The organism is Streptococcus mitis (genome assembly GCF_946190285.1).
GTDB lineage: Bacteria > Bacillota > Bacilli > Lactobacillales > Streptococcaceae > Streptococcus > Streptococcus mitis_CP.
The window spans coordinates 683,992-703,739 of the sequence record NZ_CAMHZX010000001.1 but is presented as its reverse complement, the minus strand read 5'-3'; the positions used below and the strand labels follow the sequence as shown (position 1 = coordinate 703,739).

Here is a 19,748-nt window from a genome sequence, read left to right as displayed (position 1 = left end):
CTCATCAGCTTAGGTTGGTGGGTTTTTGCTAGTTTGACAGTCTATTGAAATAAGACTATAATCAAGCTGTAACAGTATTTGAGGAGATTTAGATGTACTTTAGATTGGAAAATAAGGAATCCTATAAATCACAAGAAATAGGGAATCTGATTCGTGTTTATAACCGTTCAAAAAGAGAAGAAGCTGAAAGTGAGCCACTTAATCTTTATGTCGAAGATGAAAAGGGCAATCTCCTGGCAGGTTTGATAGCAGAGACTTTTGGAAATTGGCTAGAAATCGAGTATTTATTTGTAAAAGAGGAACTGAGAGGGCAAGGAATCGGGTCAAAACTATTACAGCAAGTAGAAACTGAAGCTAAGAATCGAAACTGTCGTTTTGCTTTTGTCAATACTTACCAGTTTCAAGCTCCTGATTTTTATAAAAGGCATGGCTACAAGGAAGTCTTTACCTTACAAGACTATCCCTACACAGGAAAAAGATTTTATTACCAAAAAGATTTGTAAGGAGAATAAAGCAAAGAGGGGCTTTATATAAGTATGGAGGTATGATGGTAGCTATGGGTAACGTTTAAGTAGATTCTCGATAAATACTAGTTAGAATCTAGAAATTGTGTCTTTCTAGGTGATATTGAGGACAATACAATCGCAGCTTAGAAATTGGGAATCAAGGTCTGTAAGGTTAAGAAAAGAAGTGATGCGTCGATATTTTGAAATCCTATATTTAAACTTAACACTCTCTATTTTATATGATAGAGAGTTTTTTTGTTAATAAAATATTACAAAATGACATTTATATATTGCATTAAGTTAGATATATGGTATAATGTTTTTAAAAGAAGTGCAACTTTTTAAGAATGTGAAGGAGGACGCTAGTGGCTAAAAATTTAAAATTAAAATTAGCTCGGGTGGAGCGTGATTTAACACAAGGGGATTTGGCAGAAGCTGTGGGCGTTACTAGGCAGACTATAGGCTTGATTGAAGCTGGGAAATACAATCCTAGTCTCTCCCTCTGCCAGTCCATTTGCAGATGCTTAGGAAAAACATTAGACCAACTATTTTGGGAGGAAGAAGATGAAAAATAGATTTTTTTATTATCAATTATTAGACGAAAGAGAAGAACAACTGATCAATAAAGCGGGGGCTGAAAGTTTCTATATCTCTATAGCTTTCTTGATTTTATCTTATATGATTGCAGTATTAGCACCAAGTCTTTTTAATCCGAGAATGATTCTCATCACTATCATTATTGGAACTTCTTACTTTTTCGGCCGTGCTCGAGATTTTGGTGTGAACTACTATAGTCGTTTTCATTTTACAATTTTAGGGTGTTTGCTGGTAACTCTCGCTATTACGACTCTTTTGATGTTGCAGAATTATCAACTTAACATAGAAATTTATCAGCACAATCCTTTGAACGTTAAATACTTATCTGCTTGGGTCATTACTTATCTGATTTACCTTCCTTGGGTTTTTATCGGTAATCTCGGCCTTAAAAGTTATGGCGAATGGGCTCAGAAAAAATTTGAGCAAGACATGGATGAACTGGAGAGTGGAGAATAGCTTGTTACTCTTTTCTCAATCCAGCTAAAATGTGTTATAATAGTACTAATTTATTGGAACACATGAAAGTTCTTGAAAATTTTCATTGGTTTCTAGTTAAGGAAGTAGGAAAAGTATGTATCCAGATGATAGTTTGACATTGCACACGGACTTGTACCAGATTAACATGATGCAGGTTTACTTTGACCAAGGAATTCACAATAAAAAGGCAGTTTTTGAGGTTTATTTCCGTCAACAGCCTTTTAAGAATGGCTATGCGGTTTTTGCTGGTTTGGAAAGAATTGTGAGCTATCTTGAAGAGTTGCGTTTTTCAGATAGTGATATTGCCTATTTGGAGTCGCTAGGCTATCATGGGGCATTCTTGGACTACCTCCGCAATTTCAAGTTGGAGTTGACCGTTCGTTCTGCCCAAGAAGGGGATTTGGTTTTTGCTAATGAGCCTATTGTGCAGGTGGAAGGCCCTCTAGCCCAATGTCAGTTGGTCGAAACGGCTCTTTTGAACATCGTCAACTACCAGACCTTGGTGGCTACTAAGGCAGCTCGTATTCGTTCGGTCATCGAAGATGAGCCTTTGATGGAGTTTGGGACACGTCGGGCGCAAGAGATGGATGCGGCTATCTGGGGAACACGCGCAGCGGTGATTGGTGGTGCCAATGGAACCAGCAACGTGCGTGCTGGTAAACTCTTTAATATTCCTGTTTTGGGGACCCATGCCCATGCCTTGGTACAAGTTTATGGTAACGACTATGAAGCTTTCAAGGCTTATGCTGCGACCCACAAAAATTGTGTCTTTCTTGTGGATACCTATGACACCCTTCGCATCGGTGTACCAGCTGCCATTCAGGTGGCGCGTGAGCTGGGTGATCAGATTAACTTTATGGGTGTGCGGATTGACTCTGGGGATATTGCCTACATTTCTAAGAAAGTCCGTCAGCAACTGGACGAGGCTGGATTTACAGAGGCTAAGATTTATGCTTCTAATGATCTAGATGAAAATACCATCCTTAACCTCAAGATGCAAAAGGCCAAGATTGATGTCTGGGGTGTGGGTACCAAGCTGATTACAGCTTATGATCAGCCAGCACTTGGGGCAGTTTATAAGATTGTGGCCATTGAAGATGAAAATGGGAACATGCGCAATACGATTAAGCTGTCCAATAATGCGGAAAAAGTGTCCACGCCAGGTAAGAAGCAGGTGTGGCGCATTACCAGTCGTGAAAAAGGCAAGTCAGAAGGCGATTATATCACTTATGACGGTGTGGATGTTGCCAGCATGACAGAAATCAAGATGTTCCATCCGACCTATACCTACATCAAGAAGACCGTTCGTAATTTTGATGCCGTGCCTCTCTTGGTAGATATCTTCAAAGATGGAAAATTGATTTACAACCTGCCTAGCTTGACTGAGATTCAGGATTATGCTCGTAAGGAATTTGACAAGCTTTGGGATGAGTACAAGCGCGTGCTCAATCCGCAGCACTATCCAGTGGATTTGGCGCGTGATGTATGGCAAGATAAGATGGACTTGATTGATAAGATGCGCAAGGAAGCCCTTGGTGAAGGAGAAGAAGAATGAGTTTGCAAGAAACGATTATCCAAGAGCTGGGTGTCAAACCAGTGATTGATGCCCAGGAAGAAATCCGTCGTTCTATTGATTTTTTAAAAAGATACTTGAAAAAACACCCCTTCCTTAAAACTTTTGTACTAGGGATTTCTGGAGGGCAGGACTCGACTTTAGCAGGACGTTTAGCTCAATTAGCTATGGAAGAACTGCGAGCTGAAACGGGCGATGACAGCTACAAATTTATCGCTGTCCGTCTGCCTTATGGAGTGCAAGCTGATGAAGCAGATGCTCAAAAAGCCCTAGCCTTCATCCAGCCAGATGTCAGCTTGGTTGTGAATATTAAGGAATCAGCTGACGCTATGACAGCTGCAGTTGAAGCGACAGGTAGTCCTGTTTCAGATTTTAACAAGGGCAATATCAAGGCTCGTAGTCGTATGATTGCCCAATATGCCCTTGCGGGTGCCCATAGTGGAGCGGTCATTGGGACAGACCACGCCGCGGAAAATATCACAGGTTTCTTTACCAAGTTTGGTGACGGTGGTGCAGATATTCTCCCTCTTTATCGCCTCAATAAACGCCAAGGAAAACAACTATTGAAGGAACTTGGTGCAGACTCAGCACTTTATGAAAAAATCCCAACAGCAGACCTTGAAGAAGACAAACCAGGCCTAGCTGACGAAGTAGCCCTCGGAGTCACTTATGAAGAGATTGATGACTATCTAGAAGGCAAAACAATCAGCCCAGAAGCCCAAGCAAGAATCGAAAACTGGTGGCACAAAGGTCAACACAAACGCCACCTACCAATCACTGTATTTGATGACTTTTGGGAGTGAAAACCTCCAGTGGAGGTTTTCAGCCTCTCATCTTGAAATAAGAAAGTGAGAGAAGGTCCGGGGGACCTTTTTACCCCGAGTCTAAAAATAGGAAAACGAGGCACCTTCAGTGGAGGTTTTCAGCCTCTCACCTTGAAATAAGAAAGCGAGGAAGGTCCGGGGGACCTTTTTAGCTTATTACCTTGAAATTCAAAAGCAAAGTAAATCTAAATTGAGGTTGGGCATAGAACCATCTATCAGAAAGCGAGGTAGCGTCATGAAAGCAATCGGTACGCAAATATTACACACAGATCGTTTAATCTTGCGAAGATTTGTGGAAAGTGATGCAGAAGCCATGTTTCAGAATTGGGCTTCATCCGCTGAGAATCTGACCTATGTCACTTGGGATCCCCATTCTGATGTCGAGGTGACTCGAAATTCCATTCGTAATTGGGTTGCTTCCTATACAAATCCCAACTATTACAAATGGGCTATTTGTCTCAAAGAAAAGCCAGAGCAGGTGATAGGAGATATCAGCATTGTTGCAATAGATGAGAACGATTCTTCTTGTGAAATTGGTTATGTGCTAGGCAAGAAATACTGGGGTCATGGTATGATGACAGAGGCCTTGAAAGCTGTCTTGGACTTTTGTTTTACTCAAGCAGGTTTTCAAGAAGTCAAGGCACGCTATGTCAGTCTCAATCCAGCTTCAGGTCGTGTCATGGAGAAGGCTGGAATGTCCTATCTAAAGACTATTACCAATGGTGTAGAGAGAAAAGGCTATCTTTCGGACCTTATTTATTATCAGATAAGTAGGGAAGACTAGTGAAATTTCTTTTCTGTTTCCATCAAAGTCAGACCTTGTCTGGCTTTTTTTGCAACATTTTTTACATAACCTGATTAAATTCCTATTTTTCCCTATCATTGTCCCTGTTTTTTCTGGAGTTTTGGGGCTATAATAGTCCTATCAAATCAAAGAATGGAGGAAGGCAATGGATAATATAATCTTTTATATCAGTGTTTTTCTTGCTGGAATTCTTTCCTTCTTTTCTCCTTGTATCTTACCCTTGTTACCGGTCTATGCAGGGGTCTTGTTGGATGACAAAGATGGTGCTCAGGCTTCTAGTGGCAAATTTTCAATCTCACTTGTTAGTTTATTACGAACTCTGGCCTTTATAGCGGGTATTTCTTTTATCTTTATCTTACTGGGATATGGTGCTGGTTTTTTAGGAGACCTTTTGTATGCCCCTTGGTTTCAATATGTGACAGGTGCGGTTATCATTCTCTTGGGCTTGCACCAGATGGAAGTCTTACATTTTCAGGGACTCTACAAGGAAAGAAGGCTACAATTACAGAGACAGGGGCAAAAGGGTAAGGGCTATAGTCAGGCATTTTTACTGGGGTTGACCTTTAGTTTTGCTTGGACGCCATGTGTGGGACCGGTTCTGGGCTCTGTTTTGGCCTTGGCGGCTTCAGGTGGCTCAGGTGCTTGGCAGGGAGCTGCTCTCATGTTGATTTACACGCTGGGTTTGGCGCTACCATTTTTGGTTCTAGCTCTCGCCTCCAGCTATGTTTTGAAACATTTCCGAAAACTCCACCCTTATCTCGGAACCCTCAAAAAAGTGGGTGGTTTCCTCATTATCGTGATGGGAATCTTGGTACTTTTGGGAAATGCTTCCATTTTGACTACATTATTTGAATAGAAAGGAAAAAGAAATGAAAAAATGGCAAACATGTCTCCTTGGAGTAGGCTCAATCTGTTGCTTGGCAGCCTGTTCGGCTAAAAATATGTCAGACGAATCTACTATGAAGGAGCAATCTAAAACAGAACAAGTCAGCTCGCAAACTGCGACTAAAGGTCAGGCGGTTGCTGATTTCGAACTGACAGGAATAGATGGCAAGACCTACCGTTTATCTGATTATAAGGGTAAGAAAGTCTATCTCAAATTCTGGGCTTCTTGGTGTTCCATCTGTCTAGCCAGTCTTCCTGACACGGATGAAATTGCTAAAGATGCTGGTGATGATTATGTGGTCTTGACAGTGGTCTCTCCTGGACACAAGGGGGAACAAGCAGAAGCAGACTTTAAGAACTGGTACAAGGGCTTGGATTATAAAAATTTCCCAGTTCTAATTGACCCGTCAGGCAAACTTTTGGAAAGTTATGGTGTCCGTTCTTACCCAACTCAAGCCTTTATAGACAAGGAAGGAAAGCTGGTCAAAACGCAACCTGGTTTTATGGATAAGAATATGATTTTAAAAACATTGAAAGAAATGGGGTAGAGAAAGGTCATGAATGATAAAGTAAAATTGTTTGTCTTGGCAGGAATCTTTTTCCTAGCCATAAGCGGTTTCTATTTTCTATTGATGCGAAATGCAGGGCAGACAGATAGCTCGCAAATTGAGAAAGCGGCAGTTAGCCAAGGAGGAAAAACAGTGAAAAAAACAGAAGTTAGTAAAGATGCAGACTTGCACGAAATTTATCTAGCTGGGGGATGTTTCTGGGGAGTGGAGGAATATTTCTCACGCGTTCCCGGGGTGACAGATGCCGTATCAGGCTATGCAAATGGTAGAGGGGAAACAACTAAGTACGAATTGATTAACCAAACAGGGCATGCAGAAACTGTCCATGTCACCTATGATGCTAATCAAATTTCCCTCAAGGAAATCCTGCTTCACTATTTCCGCATTATCAATCCAACCAGCAAAAATAAACAAGGAAATGATGTGGGAACCCAGTACCGTACTGGTGTTTATTACACAGATGACAAGGATTTAGAGGTGATTAACCAAGTCTTTGATGAGGTGGCTAAGAAATACGATCAACCTCTAGCAGTTGAAAAGGAGACCTTGAAAAATTTTGTAGTGGCTGAGGATTACCACCAAGACTATCTCAAGAAAAATCCAAATGGCTACTGCCATATCAATGTTAATCAGGCGGCCTACCCCGTCATCGATGCCAGCAAATATCCCAAACCAAGCGATGAAGAATTGAAAAAGACCTTGTCGCCTGAGGAGTATGCAGTTACCCAGAAAAATCAAACAGAACGGGCTTTCTCAAACCGCTACTGGGATAAATTTGAATCTGGTATCTATGTGGATGTAGCAACTGGCGAACCCCTCTTTTCATCAAAGGACAAGTTTGAGTCTGGTTGTGGTTGGCCTAGTTTCACCCAACCAATCAGTCCAGATGTCGCCACCTACAAGGAAGATAAGTCTTATAATATGACACGCATGGAAGTGCGGAGCCGAGTTGGAGATTCTCACCTTGGTCATGTCTTTACAGATGGGCCTCAGGACAAGGGGGGCTTGCGCTACTGTATTAATAGTCTCTCTATCCGCTTTATTCCCAAAGATCAAATGGAAGAAAAAGGTTACGCTTATTTACTAGATTATGTTGATTAAGAGGGCTTTCCTAAGCAGTTAGAGGAGAATTTTGCTATACTGATACTAGTAAGTGACAAAGGAGAGAAGCATGACCTATACAATCTTAATCGTAGAAGATGAATATCTGGTAAGACAAGGCTTGACCAAACTGGTTAATGTAGCAGCCTACGATATGGAAATCATCGGTCAAGCTGAAAATGGAAGGCAGGCTTGGGAATTGATACAAAAACAGGTTCCAGATATCATTTTAACCGATATCAACATGCCTCAGCTAAATGGCATCCAGTTAGCCAGTCTGGTCCGAGAAACCTATCCTCAGGTGCATTTGGTCTTTTTAACAGGCTACGATGATTTTGATTATGCCTTGTCTGCTGTCAAACTAGGTGTAGATGACTACCTACTCAAACCCTTTTCTCGTCAGGATATTGAGGAAATGCTGGGGAAAATCAAGCAAAAGTTGGATAAGGAAGAAAAGGAAGAGCAGTTACAAGATTTACTGACCGATAAGTTTGAAGGAAATATGGCCCAGAAAATCCAGTCCCATCTGGCTGATAGCCAATTTAGTTTAAAATCTTTGGCTAGTGACTTGGGCTTTAGTCCGACCTATCTGAGTTCTTTGATTAAGAAAGAGTTAGGCCTGCCTTTTCAGGATTATCTGGTGAGAGAACGTGTCAAACAAGCCAAACTCTTGCTTTTAACTACAGATCTGAAGATTTATGAGATCGCAGAGAAGGTTGGTTTTGAAGATATGAACTATTTTACCCAACGTTTTAAACAGATTGCAGGTGTGACACCTCGTCAGTTTAAGAAGGGGGAAGGTCGATGAAACGTTCTTCTCTCCTAGTCAGAATGGTTATTTCCATCTTTCTGGTCTTTCTCATTCTCCTAGCTCTGGTTGGGACTTTCTATTATCAATCTAGTTCTTCAGCCATTGAGGCTACCATTGAAGGCAATAGCCAAACGACTATCAGCCAGACTAGCCACTTTATCCAGTCTTATATCAAAAAATTAGAAACCACCTCAACTAGTTTGACCCAGCAGACGGATGTCCTAGCCTATGCTGAGAATCCCAGTCAAGACAAGGTCAAGGGAATCCGAAATCTGTTTTTGACCATTTTAAAGGCAGATCAGGATTTAAAAACTATTGTGCTGGTGACCAAATCCGGTCAAGTCATTTCTACAGATGACAGTGTGCAGATGAAAACTTCCTCTGATATGATGGCTGAGGATTGGTACCAAAAGGCCATTCATCAGGGAGCCATACCCGTTTTGACTCCAGCTCGTAAATCAGATAGTCAGTGGGTCATTTCTGTCACTCAAGAACTTGTTGATGCGAAGGGAGCTAATTTGGGCGTGCTTCGTTTGGATATTTCTTATGAAACTCTGGAAGCCTATCTAAATCAACTTCAGTTGGGTCAGCAGGGCTTTGCCTTTATTATCAATGAAAACCGTGAATTTGTTTATCATCCTCAACACACAGTTTATAGTTCGTCTAGCGAAATGGAGGCCATGAAACCCTATATTGAGACAGGGCAGGGCTATACTCCAGATCACAAATCCTACGTTAGTCAGGAAAAGATAGCAGGAACTGATTGGACGGTGCTTGGCGTGTCTTCGCTGGAGAAGTTAGACCAGGTTCGGAGTCAACTCATGTGGACCTTGCTTGGGGCCAGTGTTACCTCTCTTCTGGCCTGTCTCTGTTTGGTGTGGTTTAGTCTTAAACGCTGGATTGCTCCTCTGAATGACTTGAGAGAAACCATGCTGGAGATTGCTTCTGGTAATCAGAATCTTCGTGCCAAGGAAACTGGTGCCCATGAACTGAGAGAAGTGACTCGTCAGTTCAATGCCATGCTGGATCAGATTGATCAGCTGATGGCGGATATTCGCAAGCAGGAAGAAACGACCCGTCAGTACCAACTTCAAGCTTTATCAAGCCAGATTAATCCGCATTTTCTCTATAACACCTTGGACACCATCATCTGGATGGCTGAATTTCAGGATAGTCAGCGTGTGGTGCAGGTAACCAAGTCCTTGGCTACCTACTTCCGCTTGGCGCTCAATCAAGGCAAGGACTTGATTTGCCTGTCTGACGAAATCAATCATGTCCGCCAGTATCTCTTTATCCAAAAACAACGCTATGGAGATAAGCTGGAATATGAGATTGATGAAAATCCTGCCTTTGATAAGCTAGTTTTGCCCAAGCTGGTCCTACAACCTCTTGTAGAGAATGCTCTTTACCATGGCATTAAGGAAAAGGAAGGTCAGGGACATATTAGAGTTTCTGTTCAGAAACAGGATTCAGGATTGGTCATCCGTATTGAGGATGATGGAGTTGGCTTCCAAGCTACTAGTGATAGTAGTCAAAGTCAACTCAAACGTGGGGGAGTTGGTCTTCAAAATGTTGATCAACGGCTCAAACTTCATTTTGGAGAAGATTACCAGATGAAAATCGATTCTGCCCCCTCAAAAGGTACGACAGTTGAAATATACATAAATAGAATAGAAACTAGCTAACTCCCAGTCAATTCTGGGAGTTTTATGCGTAATTGGGCAAGCTTTCTAGGTTGTCTATCTTGCTAAAACGTAGAAAAAACGATATGATAGATAGTGACAAAAGAGGTATCAAGTATGAAGGAAAAAGACATTCAAATAGAAACAAGCCAGATTGTAAAAGATGTATTAGAAAAGGCCAATTTGAAGCAAGGATCTATCTTTGTTTTGGGCCTTTCTTCTAGTGAAGTGATAGGTGGTCAGATTGGCAAGGAATCCAGCCAAGAAATTGGGGAAATCATTGTGAAGACCATCCTAGATATCCTAGAAGAAAATGGAATTCATCTAGCCGTTCAAGGTTGTGAACATGTCAATCGGGCCCTCGTCGTTGAACGTCAGGTGGCAGAGCAGTTTGGTCTGGAAATGGTCAGTGTCCTTCCTACCCTTCATGCAGGAGGTTCAGGTCAGTTGGCAGCCTTCAAGTTTATGCAAGATCCAGTTGAGGTTGAATTTATCAAGGCTCATGCTGGATTGGATATCGGAGACACTGCAATTGGTATGCATGTCAAGCATGTTCAGGTTCCGATTCGCCCTCTTTTGAGAGAAATTGGGCATGCCCATGTAACGGCTCTTGCTAGCCGTCCAAAATTAATTGGAGGTGCGCGTGCGCATTATCCACAAGATTCTATCAGAAAGTCGTGAGAATGAAAAAAACAAAACAACAACTAGAAAAAATCACCAAATATTCCATTCGTAAGCTAACTGTTGGGGTAGGTCCTGTAGCCATCGGGGCCTTCCTTTTTGGTGCCAGTACCCTTTCAGTAGATAAGATTCAAGCCAATGAAGTCGGCGGTGCTCATAGTGTTCATTACCGTTATTTGGCGGAGCAGGAATTGACCGAGTCTGAAAAAGCCCTGATTCACCATGAAGTTCCTACAGAATTTCAAGATGATGATATTCTTTATGTAGTTTATCGTAAGAAGGCAACTAACAGTCAACAACTTCCTTATACAGGAAGTAAGGAACTAGCTTTGGCAGGTCTTGGCTTGGCAACGGCTTCTCTAGCAGTCTTTTTGGTGTCTAAAAAAGGTCGTAGAGAAGTTCTAGGTGTTCTCTTGATTGGTTCTTTAGGAGCCAGCACCTTTGTACCTTATGGGACATTCGCATTTGAAAATAAAGAATTGCTTTCTTATAACCAAACTATTTCAGCCACTACACATGAGGGCTTGGCTGAAGGGATTATCCACATTGATGGCTATGAGTATATTGGCTACTTTAAGGAAGCGGAACTCCATCCATCAATACCAGCTTCGGCAGAAAAGCCTCAGTTGCCAGTGGAAAAGAAAAGTTCAAAAGAAAATGAGAAAACTGAAGTCGTTCAAGAAAGACCTGCTGTTGCTCCAGAAACTATCGTTGAGAATCCTGTAGTAGAGACTCCAGTTGCTCCTGCGGTTGAAGCAAAACCAGTTTCTGAGAAGCCTCAGACAAGACAGGAAGAGAGCTTGGTAGAGATTCCTTTTGAAACAGTCACAAGTCCAGATGCGAATCTAGCAGAAGGACAGACTCGTATCGTCGCAGCCGGAGTAAATGGTCAGCGTCGTCTTGTAACTAAAGTATCGATGGTCAACGGTCAAGAAGTTAGAGAAGTCATCCAAGACCAAGTAGTCCAAAATCCTGTTTCGCAAGTCATTGCAGTCGGAACTAAGAAAGTTGAGCAACCTGCTCCAACTCCAGTACCACAAGCTGAACCAACTCACCAAGTAGCTAAAGGTACACAAGAAGAAGGTAAGACAGGACAATCCTTAACACAAGCAGAATTACCAGAGGCTCCAGTTGAAACAAAGGGCACCCAAGAAGAAGGTGGAGCAGGACAATCCTTAACGCAACCAGAATTGCCAGAGGCTCCAGTTGAAACAAAAGGAACCCAAGAAGAAGGTAAAGCAGGTCAATCCTTAACACAACCAGAATTGCCAGAGGCTCCAGTAGAAGCAAAAGGAACTCAAGAGGAAGGTAAGGCAGGACAAGCTCTAACACAGCCAGAATTGCCAGAAGCTCCAGTTGAAGTAAAAGGTACACAAGAGGAAGGTAAAGCAGGACAAGCCCTTGTACAAGAACAGTTACCTGAGTATAAAGTAACTGAGGGAACCCTTGTTGAAACATTGACTACAGACCTAGACTACAAAACTGAAACGACAGAGGATCCAACCAAGTATACGGACGAAGAAACTGTCATAAGAAATGGTGAAAAAGGTAGTCAAGTTACTAAAACAACTTATAAAACAGTAGAAGGTGTTAAAACTGACCAAGTTCTTTCAACTAGCACAGAAGTTACCAAGGAGCCTGTAAATCAACAGGTAAGTCGTGGGACAAAACCAATTGAAGGAACTCTTGTAGAAGAAAGTCTTGAAAAGATTCCATTTAAGGAAGTTGTTAAAGAAGATGACCAACTGAAAAAAGGCTTAGAAGTTGTAGCTCAAGAAGGAAAAGAAGGCCAGAAAAAAATCACCAAGACCTTTAATACCATTAAGGGAGTTAAAACAGAGGACGCTCCAAAAGTTACAGAGGAAATCCTTGAGGCACCTCAAGACAAAATTTTGAAACGTGGTACCAAGAGCTTTGACAAACCAGTATTGACTATCACAGCAGTTGAGCCTAAGGATTTGAAACGGACTTCAGATGTTAAGTATAGTCTAGAAAATCCAAGTAAGGCAGCCATTAAATCTATTATCTTAACTCTGAAAAAAGGTGATGAAATTATCAAAACCTTGAATGTTTCACCAGACGACTTGACAACTACCCTGACAGATTTGCAGTACTACAAGGATTATAAACTTGAAACGAAGATGGTTTATGACCGTGGTGAGGGTGATGAGGAAGAAGTTCTTAAGGAAGAACCTCTAAGAATTGACCTCAAAAAAGTTGAAATCAAAAACATCAAAGAAACAAGCTTGATGAGTGTGGACGCTGATGGTAACGAAACAGACACTAGTTTGCTGACAGAAAAACCAGCTGATGTTGCTCCGCTTTATTTACGAGTGACAACTCATGATAACAAAACAACAAGACTTGCGGTAAGTTCTGTTGAAGAAGTTGTTGTTGATGGAAAAACATTGTACAAAGTGGTAGCAAAAGCACCAGACTTAGTTCAACGTAGAGCTGATGATACACTAAGTGAAGAGTATGTTCATTATTTTGAAAAACAAAAATCAAAAGAAGGTAAAGTTTACTACAACTTCAACGAGCTTGTAAAAGATATGCAAGCTAATCCAACGGGTGAGTTCAAACTTGGTGCAGACTTGAATGCAGCAAATGTAAAAGGGAATGGTAAATCTTACGTAACTTCAACATTCAAAGGTAAATTACTAAGTAATGATGGCGGAAGATTTACAATTCATAACCTTGAACGTCCACTATTTGCTAGAGTTGAAAATGCGCATGTGCATGATATTAATCTCGGTAATGTTAATATTAACTTGCCAGGAGAAAATAAAGTGGCTCCTCTTGGTGAGATGTTTAAAAAATCAACCATTGAAAACATTAAAGTAACTGGTAATGTAGTGGGAAATAATGACGTTACGGGTATGGTCAACAAACTGGATGAAGCAGATATGCGTAATGTCGCCTTTGTTGGGAATGTTACAAGTGTTGGTGATAAAGGCTGGTGGTCTGGTGGACTTGTTAGCGAAAGCTGGAGAAGTAACACGGATAGCGTTTATTTCGATGGAAATATTGTCGCTAATAATGCTAAGGTTGGTGGACTTGTCGCTAAGGTTAACCATGGTGGAAATCCAAATGACTTCAAGCAACGTGGTCGATTGAAGAATTCATTTATTAAAGGTACGATGACTCTTAAAAACCATGGTCAAAGTGGTGGGTTGATCCATGAAAACTATGACTGGGGTTGGGTAGAAAATAACGTAAGTATGATGAAAGTAACCAATGGTGAAATCATGTACGGAGCAAGCTCAGTAGATACAGGGGATTCATACTTTGGATTTGATAACTTCAAGAATAACTTCTATGTAACGGATGTTGCAACAGGTTTATCATCATATAAAAAGTCTAAGCAAATTAAAGGTATTTCAGAAGCAGATGCTTTAGCGAAATTTGCTAATATGGGTATTACTGCTCATGAGTATACGATTAATGATCCAGTTACAAATAAACTGAACCTAGTCAAACCAAAAGCTGATACTTACAAAGATACTCAAGATTACAATGCAGACCGTGAGCTTGCTTACCGTAACATCGAAAAACTTCAACCATTCTACAATAAAGAATGGATTGTCAACCAAGGGAACAAGATTCCAGCTGGATCAAATTTATTAACGAAAGAAGTCTTGTCTGTAACGGCGATGAAAGGCAATGACTTTGTCACAGACCTTACAGATGCTGACCATATTTTGGTTCACTACGCAGATAAGACAAAAGACATCTTTACAATTTCACAGAAAGAATCTAAAGTTAAACAAGTGAAAGAATACAGTGTCACTGAGCTTGGTGAAGTTGTTTACACACCAAATATTGTTGTTAAAGATCGTGCTGACTTAATCAGTGCTATTGAAAGCAAATTAAGCCCTGTTGAATTGCAATCTGACCCGATTTACCAACACTTGGGTAGAACTGGTCCTAACAAAGTCAATGCAATTAAGGACTTGTACCTAGAAGAAAGCTTCAAGTATGTTAAAGATAATCTTACTCAATTCGTTACGAAGTTAGTAGAAAATGAAGATCATCAACTGAACACAGATGAAGCTGCAAAACGTGCCTTGATTAAGAAAATCGATGACAATAAGGCCGCAGTTCTTCTTGGTTTGTCTTACCTCAACCGATACTACGGAGTTAAATTCGATGACTTTAATATTAAAGAATTAATGCTATTCAAACCTGACTTCTACGGTAAGAATGTTGGTGTGTTAGACTTCTTGATTAAGGTTGGTTCGAAAGAAAGTAACATTAAAGGTGATAGAACTTTAGAAGCTTATCGCGAAACGATCGGTGGAGTTATCGGTATAGGCGAGTTGAATAGTTTCTTAGACTATAACATGCGTCTCTTCACAAGTGATACAGACTTAAATGATTGGTTCATAAAAGCAACTAAAGATAATGTATATATCGTTGAACCTAAAACAACAACTCCTGAATTTGCTGATAAGAAACACAGAGCCTACGAGGGATTAAACAACGACATGCATGGTAAGATGATTCTGCCACTTTTGAATTTAAAAGATGCACATATGTTCTTAATCTCAACATATAACACTATGGCATACAGTTCCTTTGAAAAATACGGTAAGAATACTGCAGAAGAACGCGAAGCATTCAAAGCTGAAATCGATAAAGTAGCAAAAGGTCAACAAAATTACCTAGACTTCTGGTCTCGTCTATCATTAGATAAAGTTCGTAATCAACTACTTAAGAGCAACAACATGGTACCAACTCCTGTGTTAGATAACCAAAACTATAAAGGAATCAGCACAGATAAATACGGACATACTGCTAGTGGTAAAGATGTTGCGCCAGTACGTGAATTATATGGACCAACAGGTCGTTATCATGCAACTGACTGGCGCATGGGAGCTGTAGCTCGTATTTACGGTAACCCTTACAAGGATGATTCAGTCTTCTTCATGGTTACTGATATGATTAGTGACTTTGGTATCTCAGCCTTCACTCACGAAACGACTCACGTAAATGACCGCATGGTTTACCTAGGTGGTTCAAGACACCGTGAAGGTACTGACCTAGAGGCGTTCGCACAAGGTATGTTACAATCACCTGCTGAAACAAGTCCAAACGGTGACTTTAAAGCACTAGGATTGAACATGGCCTACGAACGTCCAAACGATGGAAATCAATGGTACAACACAAATCCAAATGACCTTACTTCTCGCGCTGAAATCGATCATTACATGAAAGGTTTCAATGATACCCTCATGCTTCTTGATTACCTTGAAGGAGAAGCTGTCATTGATAAAGGCAGTAAAGAACTAAACAACGCTTGGTTCAAGAAAGTAGATAAGAAACTTCGTGGAGCTAATACAAAGAACCAATACGATAACGTTAGAGATTTAAATACAGAAGAAAAAGAATATAATTTAACATCTGTTAACGACTTAGTAGAGAAAAACTTCATGACCAAACACGGTCCTGGTAATGGTCAGTATGATCCAACTGGATTTGGCTCTGCCTATGTAACTGTACCAATTACAGCTGGTATCTATGGTGGTAATACGAGTGAAGGAGCTCCAGGAGCAATGTCATTCAAACATAACACCTTCCGTATGTGGGGTTACTTTGGATATGAAAAAGGATTCTTAAACTACGCTTCTAACATGCTGAAAAATGAGTCTAAACAAGCAGGTCATGCTACCCTAGGTGATGACTTTATCATTAAGAAAGTTTCTGATGGTAAATTTAATACTCTAGAAGATTGGAAGAAAGAATACTTCAAAGAAGTTGTTGATAAAGCGAAAGCAGGATTTAACCCAGTTACAATCGATGGTACTACATACAGTAGCTACGATGACTTAAAACGTGCGTTTGCTGAAGTTGTTGAAAAAGATAAATCTACTTTAAGTAACGGATCAGTTAAATTTGATAATACTGTTTCCCTTAAAGAGAAAATCTTCAAGAAACTTCTTCAACAAACAAATAGCTTTAAAACTTCAATCTTTAAATAATTGAAATCTCTCATCTGCTTTGCGGATGAGGGTTTTCTTATTTTGTGCTATACTTAAGGTATGCATAGAAAAACAGTGATTGATTTTAGGGCTTTGGGAGAGAGATACATCTTTACCCAGCCGATTAAAGAGTTAAAAACGAGAGATGTAGCAGAAGTGGCAGATTTGCTGGCACAAGTGGAAAGCTACCAAGAGCAAGGATATTATGTGGTGGGCTATGTCAGCTACGAGGCTGCACCTGCTTTTGAGGAGAAATTAGCAGTTCATAAAGCTCCTTTACTGGCAGAGTATCTGCTATATTTTACCGTTCATGATAGCGTAGAAACTTCCCCTATTCCTCTGGCTTATGATGAGGTTGATTTGCCATCAAACTGGCAGGAAGTAACTTCTGCAGAGGATTATGAAAAGGCGATTGCTCAGATTCACCATCATTTGCGGCAGGGAGACACCTATCAGGTCAACTACACCGTCCAACTCAAGCAAGATTTAAGCGCCAATTCGTTTGCCATCTACAATCGTATGGTGGTAGAGCAGGAGGCAGGCTACAATGCTTATGTTGAACATGATGAGATGGCAGTGATTTCCATGAGCCCAGAGCTCTTTTTTGAGCAAAATGGCCGCGAGTTGACAACGCGACCAATGAAGGGAACGACTCAGCGTGGCATGACTGACCAAGAAGACTTGGAGCAGGCCAGTTGGTTGGAACAAGACCCCAAAAATCGCTCTGAAAATATGATGATTGTGGACCTCTTGCGCAACGATATGAACCGAATTTCTAAAGTGGGAAGTGAGCATGTGGAGCGTTTGTGTCAAGTGGAGCAATATTCGACTGTCTGGCAGATGACTTCGACCATCAAGAGTCGGTTGCGAGAGGATGTTGACCTTGTTGAAATATTCCGTTCTCTCTTTCCTTGTGGTTCCATAACGGGAGCTCCCAAAATTGCGACTATGGAGATTATAAAGGACTTGGAGCCACAACCGCGCGGAGTCTACTGTGGAACCATTGGTCTCCTGCTTCCAAATGGACGACGAATTTTTAATGTTGCTATTCGGACCATTCAACTGCATAAAGAAAAAGCCATCTATGGAGTTGGCGGAGGTATTACATGGGATAGTACTTGGGAATCTGAATACCGTGAAGTTCATCAAAAGGCAGCTGTTCTCTATCGTAAACAAGCTCGTTTTCAGCTGATTACTACTGGAAAAATCAGCCAGAAGAACTTGCTGTTTGAGGAACAACATCTGGAAAGATTGAGAAAAGCTAGTCGATATTTTGCCTTTCCTTATGATGCAGAAGACTTAAGACAAAAGATAGAGGAAGAGTGTCAGTCCTGTGACATTGATCAAGACTACCGCTTGCGAATTTCTCTAGACAAGTCTGGAGAGATAGAAGTAGATCGCCAAGTATTAACACCTCTTAGTCCAAGTTTTTGTCAGGCCAAACTTTGCCTTCAGGAAGCGGATTTGGATCAATCATTTACCTACTTCAAAACGACTCACCGACCGCATTTGAGCCTAGGGGAACAAGAGAAGATTTACTACAATAAGTCAGGAGAACTTCTTGAAACATCTATAGGAAATTTGGTTCTGAAAATGGATGGCAAACTCTACACACCGCCAGTCCGACTTGGCATCTTACCAGGAATTTACCGTCAGCATTTGCTAGGAAGAGGACAAGTAGAAGAGAAAGTCTTGACCTTGGCAGACTTAGCCCAAGTAGAAGCTGTTTACGGCTGTAATGCAGTGAGAGGCTTGTATGAATTAAGCCTAGAGGAGAACTAGATGAAACTGGTATTTTTACACGGTTTAGGGCAGTCAGCAGAGAGTTGGAAAGAAGTTCGGAATCTACTGACAGATTATCCTTCTGAGGCTATCGACTTATTTCCTTCTGGAGTTAGTAGCTATCAAAAAGCTAAGGAGCGAGTTTATCAGCATCTAGCTCAAGAGACAGAACCTTTTATTTTGATCGGCTTGTCCTTAGGTGCTGCCCTGGCACTAGAACTTTCCAGTTATGATTTACCAAATCTCCGAGCTTTGGTTCTATCAGGATGTCCACTTAAACTGTCCGGTAATATCCTATTTTATCTTCAGTTGCTGATTTTTAAACTACTTCCCAAAAGGGTATTTGAAAAACAGGGGGCAGACAAGACTTTTATAATAGGTATTTCCAAAGAATTGAAGACACTTGATTTAACGGATATAGCAGGGATTTGCCCCTATCCAACCTTACTAATTTGTGGCAGCAAAGATAAACCGAATCTTAGTTCTATGAGAAGTCTTCATAAACTAATATCAGAATCTCAATTTCAGATTATACCAGACGGTCCTCATGTCTTGAATAGAGCCAAACCAAAAGAGTTTGCTGAACAGATTAAACCTTTCCTTGAATTGCTGAAATAAGTTTGATAAAATAATAATAATAGTGAAATCGATAACATCGTTATAGGAGAAAGAAATGAATAAACGTCTATTTTTAAAAATGAGTCTGGTAACATTGCCAGTTTTGGCTTTGTTTTCACAACCTGTGTTAGCAGAAGAAAACATTCATTTTTCTAGTTGTAAAGAAGCTTGGGCGAATGGATACTCGGATATTCACGAGGGAGAACCTGGTTATTCTGCCAAGTTAGACCGCGATCATGATGGTGTGGCTTGCGAATTGAAAAATGCCCCTAAGGGTGCTTTTAAAGCAAAACAAGCGGCTACAACTCAAACCGACACAAGTTCAGCAACAGCAAGTGGTTGGGTTAAGCAGGACGGCGCTTGGTATTATTTTGACGGAAATGGAAATCCAGTGAAAAATGCTTGGCAGGGAAGCTATTACCTGAAAGCTGATGGTCAAATGGCACAGAGCGAATGGATTTATGACTCTTCTTATCAAGCTTGGTATTATTTGAAATCAGATGGTTCTTATGCAAAAAATGCATGGCAAGGAGATTATTACCTTAAATCAAACGGTAAAATGGCACAAGGTGAGTGGGTTTATGACTCTTCTTACCAAGCCTGGTATTACTTGAAATCAGATGGTTCTTATGCTCGCAATGCATGGCAAGAAAACTACTATTTGAAATCAGATGGTAAAATGGCTAAAAATGAGCGAGTTGATGGAGGCCGTTATTATGTAGATGCTTCAGGTCTCTGGAAACCATAAGTAAGGATAAAATCTAGAAAGTTAATGCAAACCTTTGCATAAATGAGTGAATTTTGTTATACTAGTACTGTAAGCATTTTCAATTAATTCATAATTAAAAAGGAGAAT

Annotated in this window: 15 protein-coding genes and 1 pseudogene; all 16 read left to right on the top strand. The window is 40.7% G+C overall.

Going from position 1 to position 19,748, the window contains the following annotated elements:
• The first annotated feature begins 92 nt into the window (after positions 1 to 92).
• The gene (locus N8L39_RS03430) at positions 93 to 503 is read left to right on the top strand and encodes a GNAT family N-acetyltransferase (protein WP_261009679.1); all 411 of its coding nucleotides are present in this window, start codon (positions 93 to 95) and stop codon (positions 501 to 503) included.
• Positions 504 to 871: 368 nt separating this feature from the next.
• On the top strand, positions 872 to 1,081 hold the full coding sequence (locus N8L39_RS03425) for a helix-turn-helix transcriptional regulator (RefSeq protein ID WP_001107502.1): 210 nt from the start codon (positions 872 to 874) through the stop codon (positions 1,079 to 1,081).
• Complete coding sequence (locus N8L39_RS03420; protein WP_261009680.1) at positions 1,071 to 1,559, top strand: DUF6773 family protein; 489 nt, start codon at positions 1,071 to 1,073, stop codon at positions 1,557 to 1,559. Before N8L39_RS03425 ends, N8L39_RS03420 begins: the two co-directional genes overlap by 11 nt.
• A 115-nt stretch (positions 1,560 to 1,674) precedes the next feature.
• On the top strand, positions 1,675 to 3,135 hold the full coding sequence (locus N8L39_RS03415; RefSeq protein ID WP_261009681.1) for a nicotinate phosphoribosyltransferase: 1,461 nt from the start codon (positions 1,675 to 1,677) through the stop codon (positions 3,133 to 3,135).
• Positions 3,132 to 3,956: an ammonia-dependent NAD(+) synthetase gene (gene nadE, locus N8L39_RS03410; RefSeq protein ID WP_261009682.1), complete on the top strand. Its 825-nt coding sequence runs from the start codon at positions 3,132 to 3,134 to the stop codon at positions 3,954 to 3,956. The genes N8L39_RS03415 and nadE overlap by 4 nt, the downstream gene beginning before the upstream one ends.
• Before the next feature lie 256 nt (positions 3,957 to 4,212).
• Positions 4,213 to 4,761: a GNAT family N-acetyltransferase gene (locus N8L39_RS03405; protein WP_261009683.1), complete on the top strand. Its 549-nt coding sequence runs from the start codon at positions 4,213 to 4,215 to the stop codon at positions 4,759 to 4,761.
• A gap of 166 nt (positions 4,762 to 4,927) precedes the next feature.
• On the top strand, positions 4,928 to 5,638 hold the full coding sequence (gene ccdA2 / locus N8L39_RS03400; RefSeq protein WP_261009684.1) for a thiol-disulfide oxidoreductase-associated membrane protein CcdA2: 711 nt from the start codon (positions 4,928 to 4,930) through the stop codon (positions 5,636 to 5,638).
• A 13-nt stretch (positions 5,639 to 5,651) separates the two neighbouring features.
• Positions 5,652 to 6,215 (top strand): redoxin family protein, encoded by a 564-nt coding sequence (locus tag N8L39_RS03395; RefSeq protein WP_261009685.1) that lies wholly within the window; start codon positions 5,652 to 5,654, stop codon positions 6,213 to 6,215.
• Positions 6,216 to 6,224: 9 nt separating this feature from the next.
• Entirely contained in the window at positions 6,225 to 7,337 is a 1,113-nt protein-coding gene (gene msrB / locus N8L39_RS03390; protein WP_261009686.1) for a peptide-methionine (R)-S-oxide reductase MsrB, read from the top strand.
• A 70-nt stretch (positions 7,338 to 7,407) separates the two neighbouring features.
• Positions 7,408 to 8,145 carry a response regulator transcription factor gene (locus N8L39_RS03385; RefSeq protein ID WP_004261873.1) on the top strand — a complete coding sequence of 246 codons (738 nt, stop codon included), beginning with the start codon at positions 7,408 to 7,410 and terminating at the stop codon, positions 8,143 to 8,145.
• Positions 8,142 to 9,833, top strand: coding sequence for a cache domain-containing sensor histidine kinase (locus N8L39_RS03380; protein WP_261009687.1), 1,692 nt, complete (start codon positions 8,142 to 8,144; stop codon positions 9,831 to 9,833). The genes N8L39_RS03385 and N8L39_RS03380 overlap by 4 nt, the downstream gene beginning before the upstream one ends.
• 114 nt (positions 9,834 to 9,947) lie before the next feature.
• The gene (locus tag N8L39_RS03375) at positions 9,948 to 10,511 is read left to right on the top strand and encodes a TIGR01440 family protein (RefSeq protein WP_261009688.1); all 564 of its coding nucleotides are present in this window, start codon (positions 9,948 to 9,950) and stop codon (positions 10,509 to 10,511) included.
• Positions 10,512 to 10,513: 2 nt separating this feature from the next.
• Positions 10,514 to 16,492, top strand: coding sequence for a ZmpA/ZmpB/ZmpC family metallo-endopeptidase (locus N8L39_RS03370; RefSeq protein ID WP_261009689.1), 5,979 nt, complete (start codon positions 10,514 to 10,516; stop codon positions 16,490 to 16,492).
• A 60-nt stretch (positions 16,493 to 16,552) separates the two neighbouring features.
• Complete coding sequence (pabB, locus tag N8L39_RS03365; protein ID WP_261009690.1) at positions 16,553 to 18,274, top strand: aminodeoxychorismate synthase component I; 1,722 nt, start codon at positions 16,553 to 16,555, stop codon at positions 18,272 to 18,274.
• Entirely contained in the window at positions 18,275 to 18,892 is a 618-nt protein-coding gene (locus N8L39_RS03360; protein WP_261009691.1) for an alpha/beta fold hydrolase, read from the top strand.
• 55 nt (positions 18,893 to 18,947) lie between these two features.
• Positions 18,948 to 19,634 (top strand): annotated as a pseudogene (locus N8L39_RS03355) (excalibur calcium-binding domain-containing protein); the annotation flags it as partial.
• Positions 19,635 to 19,748: the final 114 nt, after the last annotated feature.

Excerpts from the sequence above, each read along its gene's own strand:
- N8L39_RS03360 (WP_261009691.1), top strand. The coding sequence starts at position 18,275 with ATGAAACTGGTATTTTTACACGGTTTAGGGCAGTCAGCAGAGAGTTGG.
- msrB (WP_261009686.1), top strand. The coding sequence starts at position 6,225 with ATGAATGATAAAGTAAAATTGTTTGTCTTGGCAGGAATCTTTTTCCTA.
- nadE (WP_261009682.1), top strand. The coding sequence starts at position 3,132 with ATGAGTTTGCAAGAAACGATTATCCAAGAGCTGGGTGTCAAACCAGTG.
- N8L39_RS03385 (WP_004261873.1), top strand. The coding sequence starts at position 7,408 with ATGACCTATACAATCTTAATCGTAGAAGATGAATATCTGGTAAGACAA.
- N8L39_RS03420 (WP_261009680.1), top strand. The coding sequence starts at position 1,071 with ATGAAAAATAGATTTTTTTATTATCAATTATTAGACGAAAGAGAAGAA.
- N8L39_RS03380 (WP_261009687.1), top strand. The coding sequence starts at position 8,142 with ATGAAACGTTCTTCTCTCCTAGTCAGAATGGTTATTTCCATCTTTCTG.
- N8L39_RS03405 (WP_261009683.1), top strand. The coding sequence starts at position 4,213 with ATGAAAGCAATCGGTACGCAAATATTACACACAGATCGTTTAATCTTG.
- N8L39_RS03395 (WP_261009685.1), top strand. The coding sequence starts at position 5,652 with ATGAAAAAATGGCAAACATGTCTCCTTGGAGTAGGCTCAATCTGTTGC.
- N8L39_RS03375 (WP_261009688.1), top strand. The coding sequence starts at position 9,948 with ATGAAGGAAAAAGACATTCAAATAGAAACAAGCCAGATTGTAAAAGAT.
- N8L39_RS03370 (WP_261009689.1), top strand. The coding sequence starts at position 10,514 with ATGAAAAAAACAAAACAACAACTAGAAAAAATCACCAAATATTCCATT.
- N8L39_RS03430 (WP_261009679.1), top strand. The coding sequence starts at position 93 with ATGTACTTTAGATTGGAAAATAAGGAATCCTATAAATCACAAGAAATA.
- N8L39_RS03415 (WP_261009681.1), top strand. The coding sequence starts at position 1,675 with ATGTATCCAGATGATAGTTTGACATTGCACACGGACTTGTACCAGATT.
- ccdA2 (WP_261009684.1), top strand. The coding sequence starts at position 4,928 with ATGGATAATATAATCTTTTATATCAGTGTTTTTCTTGCTGGAATTCTT.
- pabB (WP_261009690.1), top strand. The coding sequence starts at position 16,553 with ATGCATAGAAAAACAGTGATTGATTTTAGGGCTTTGGGAGAGAGATAC.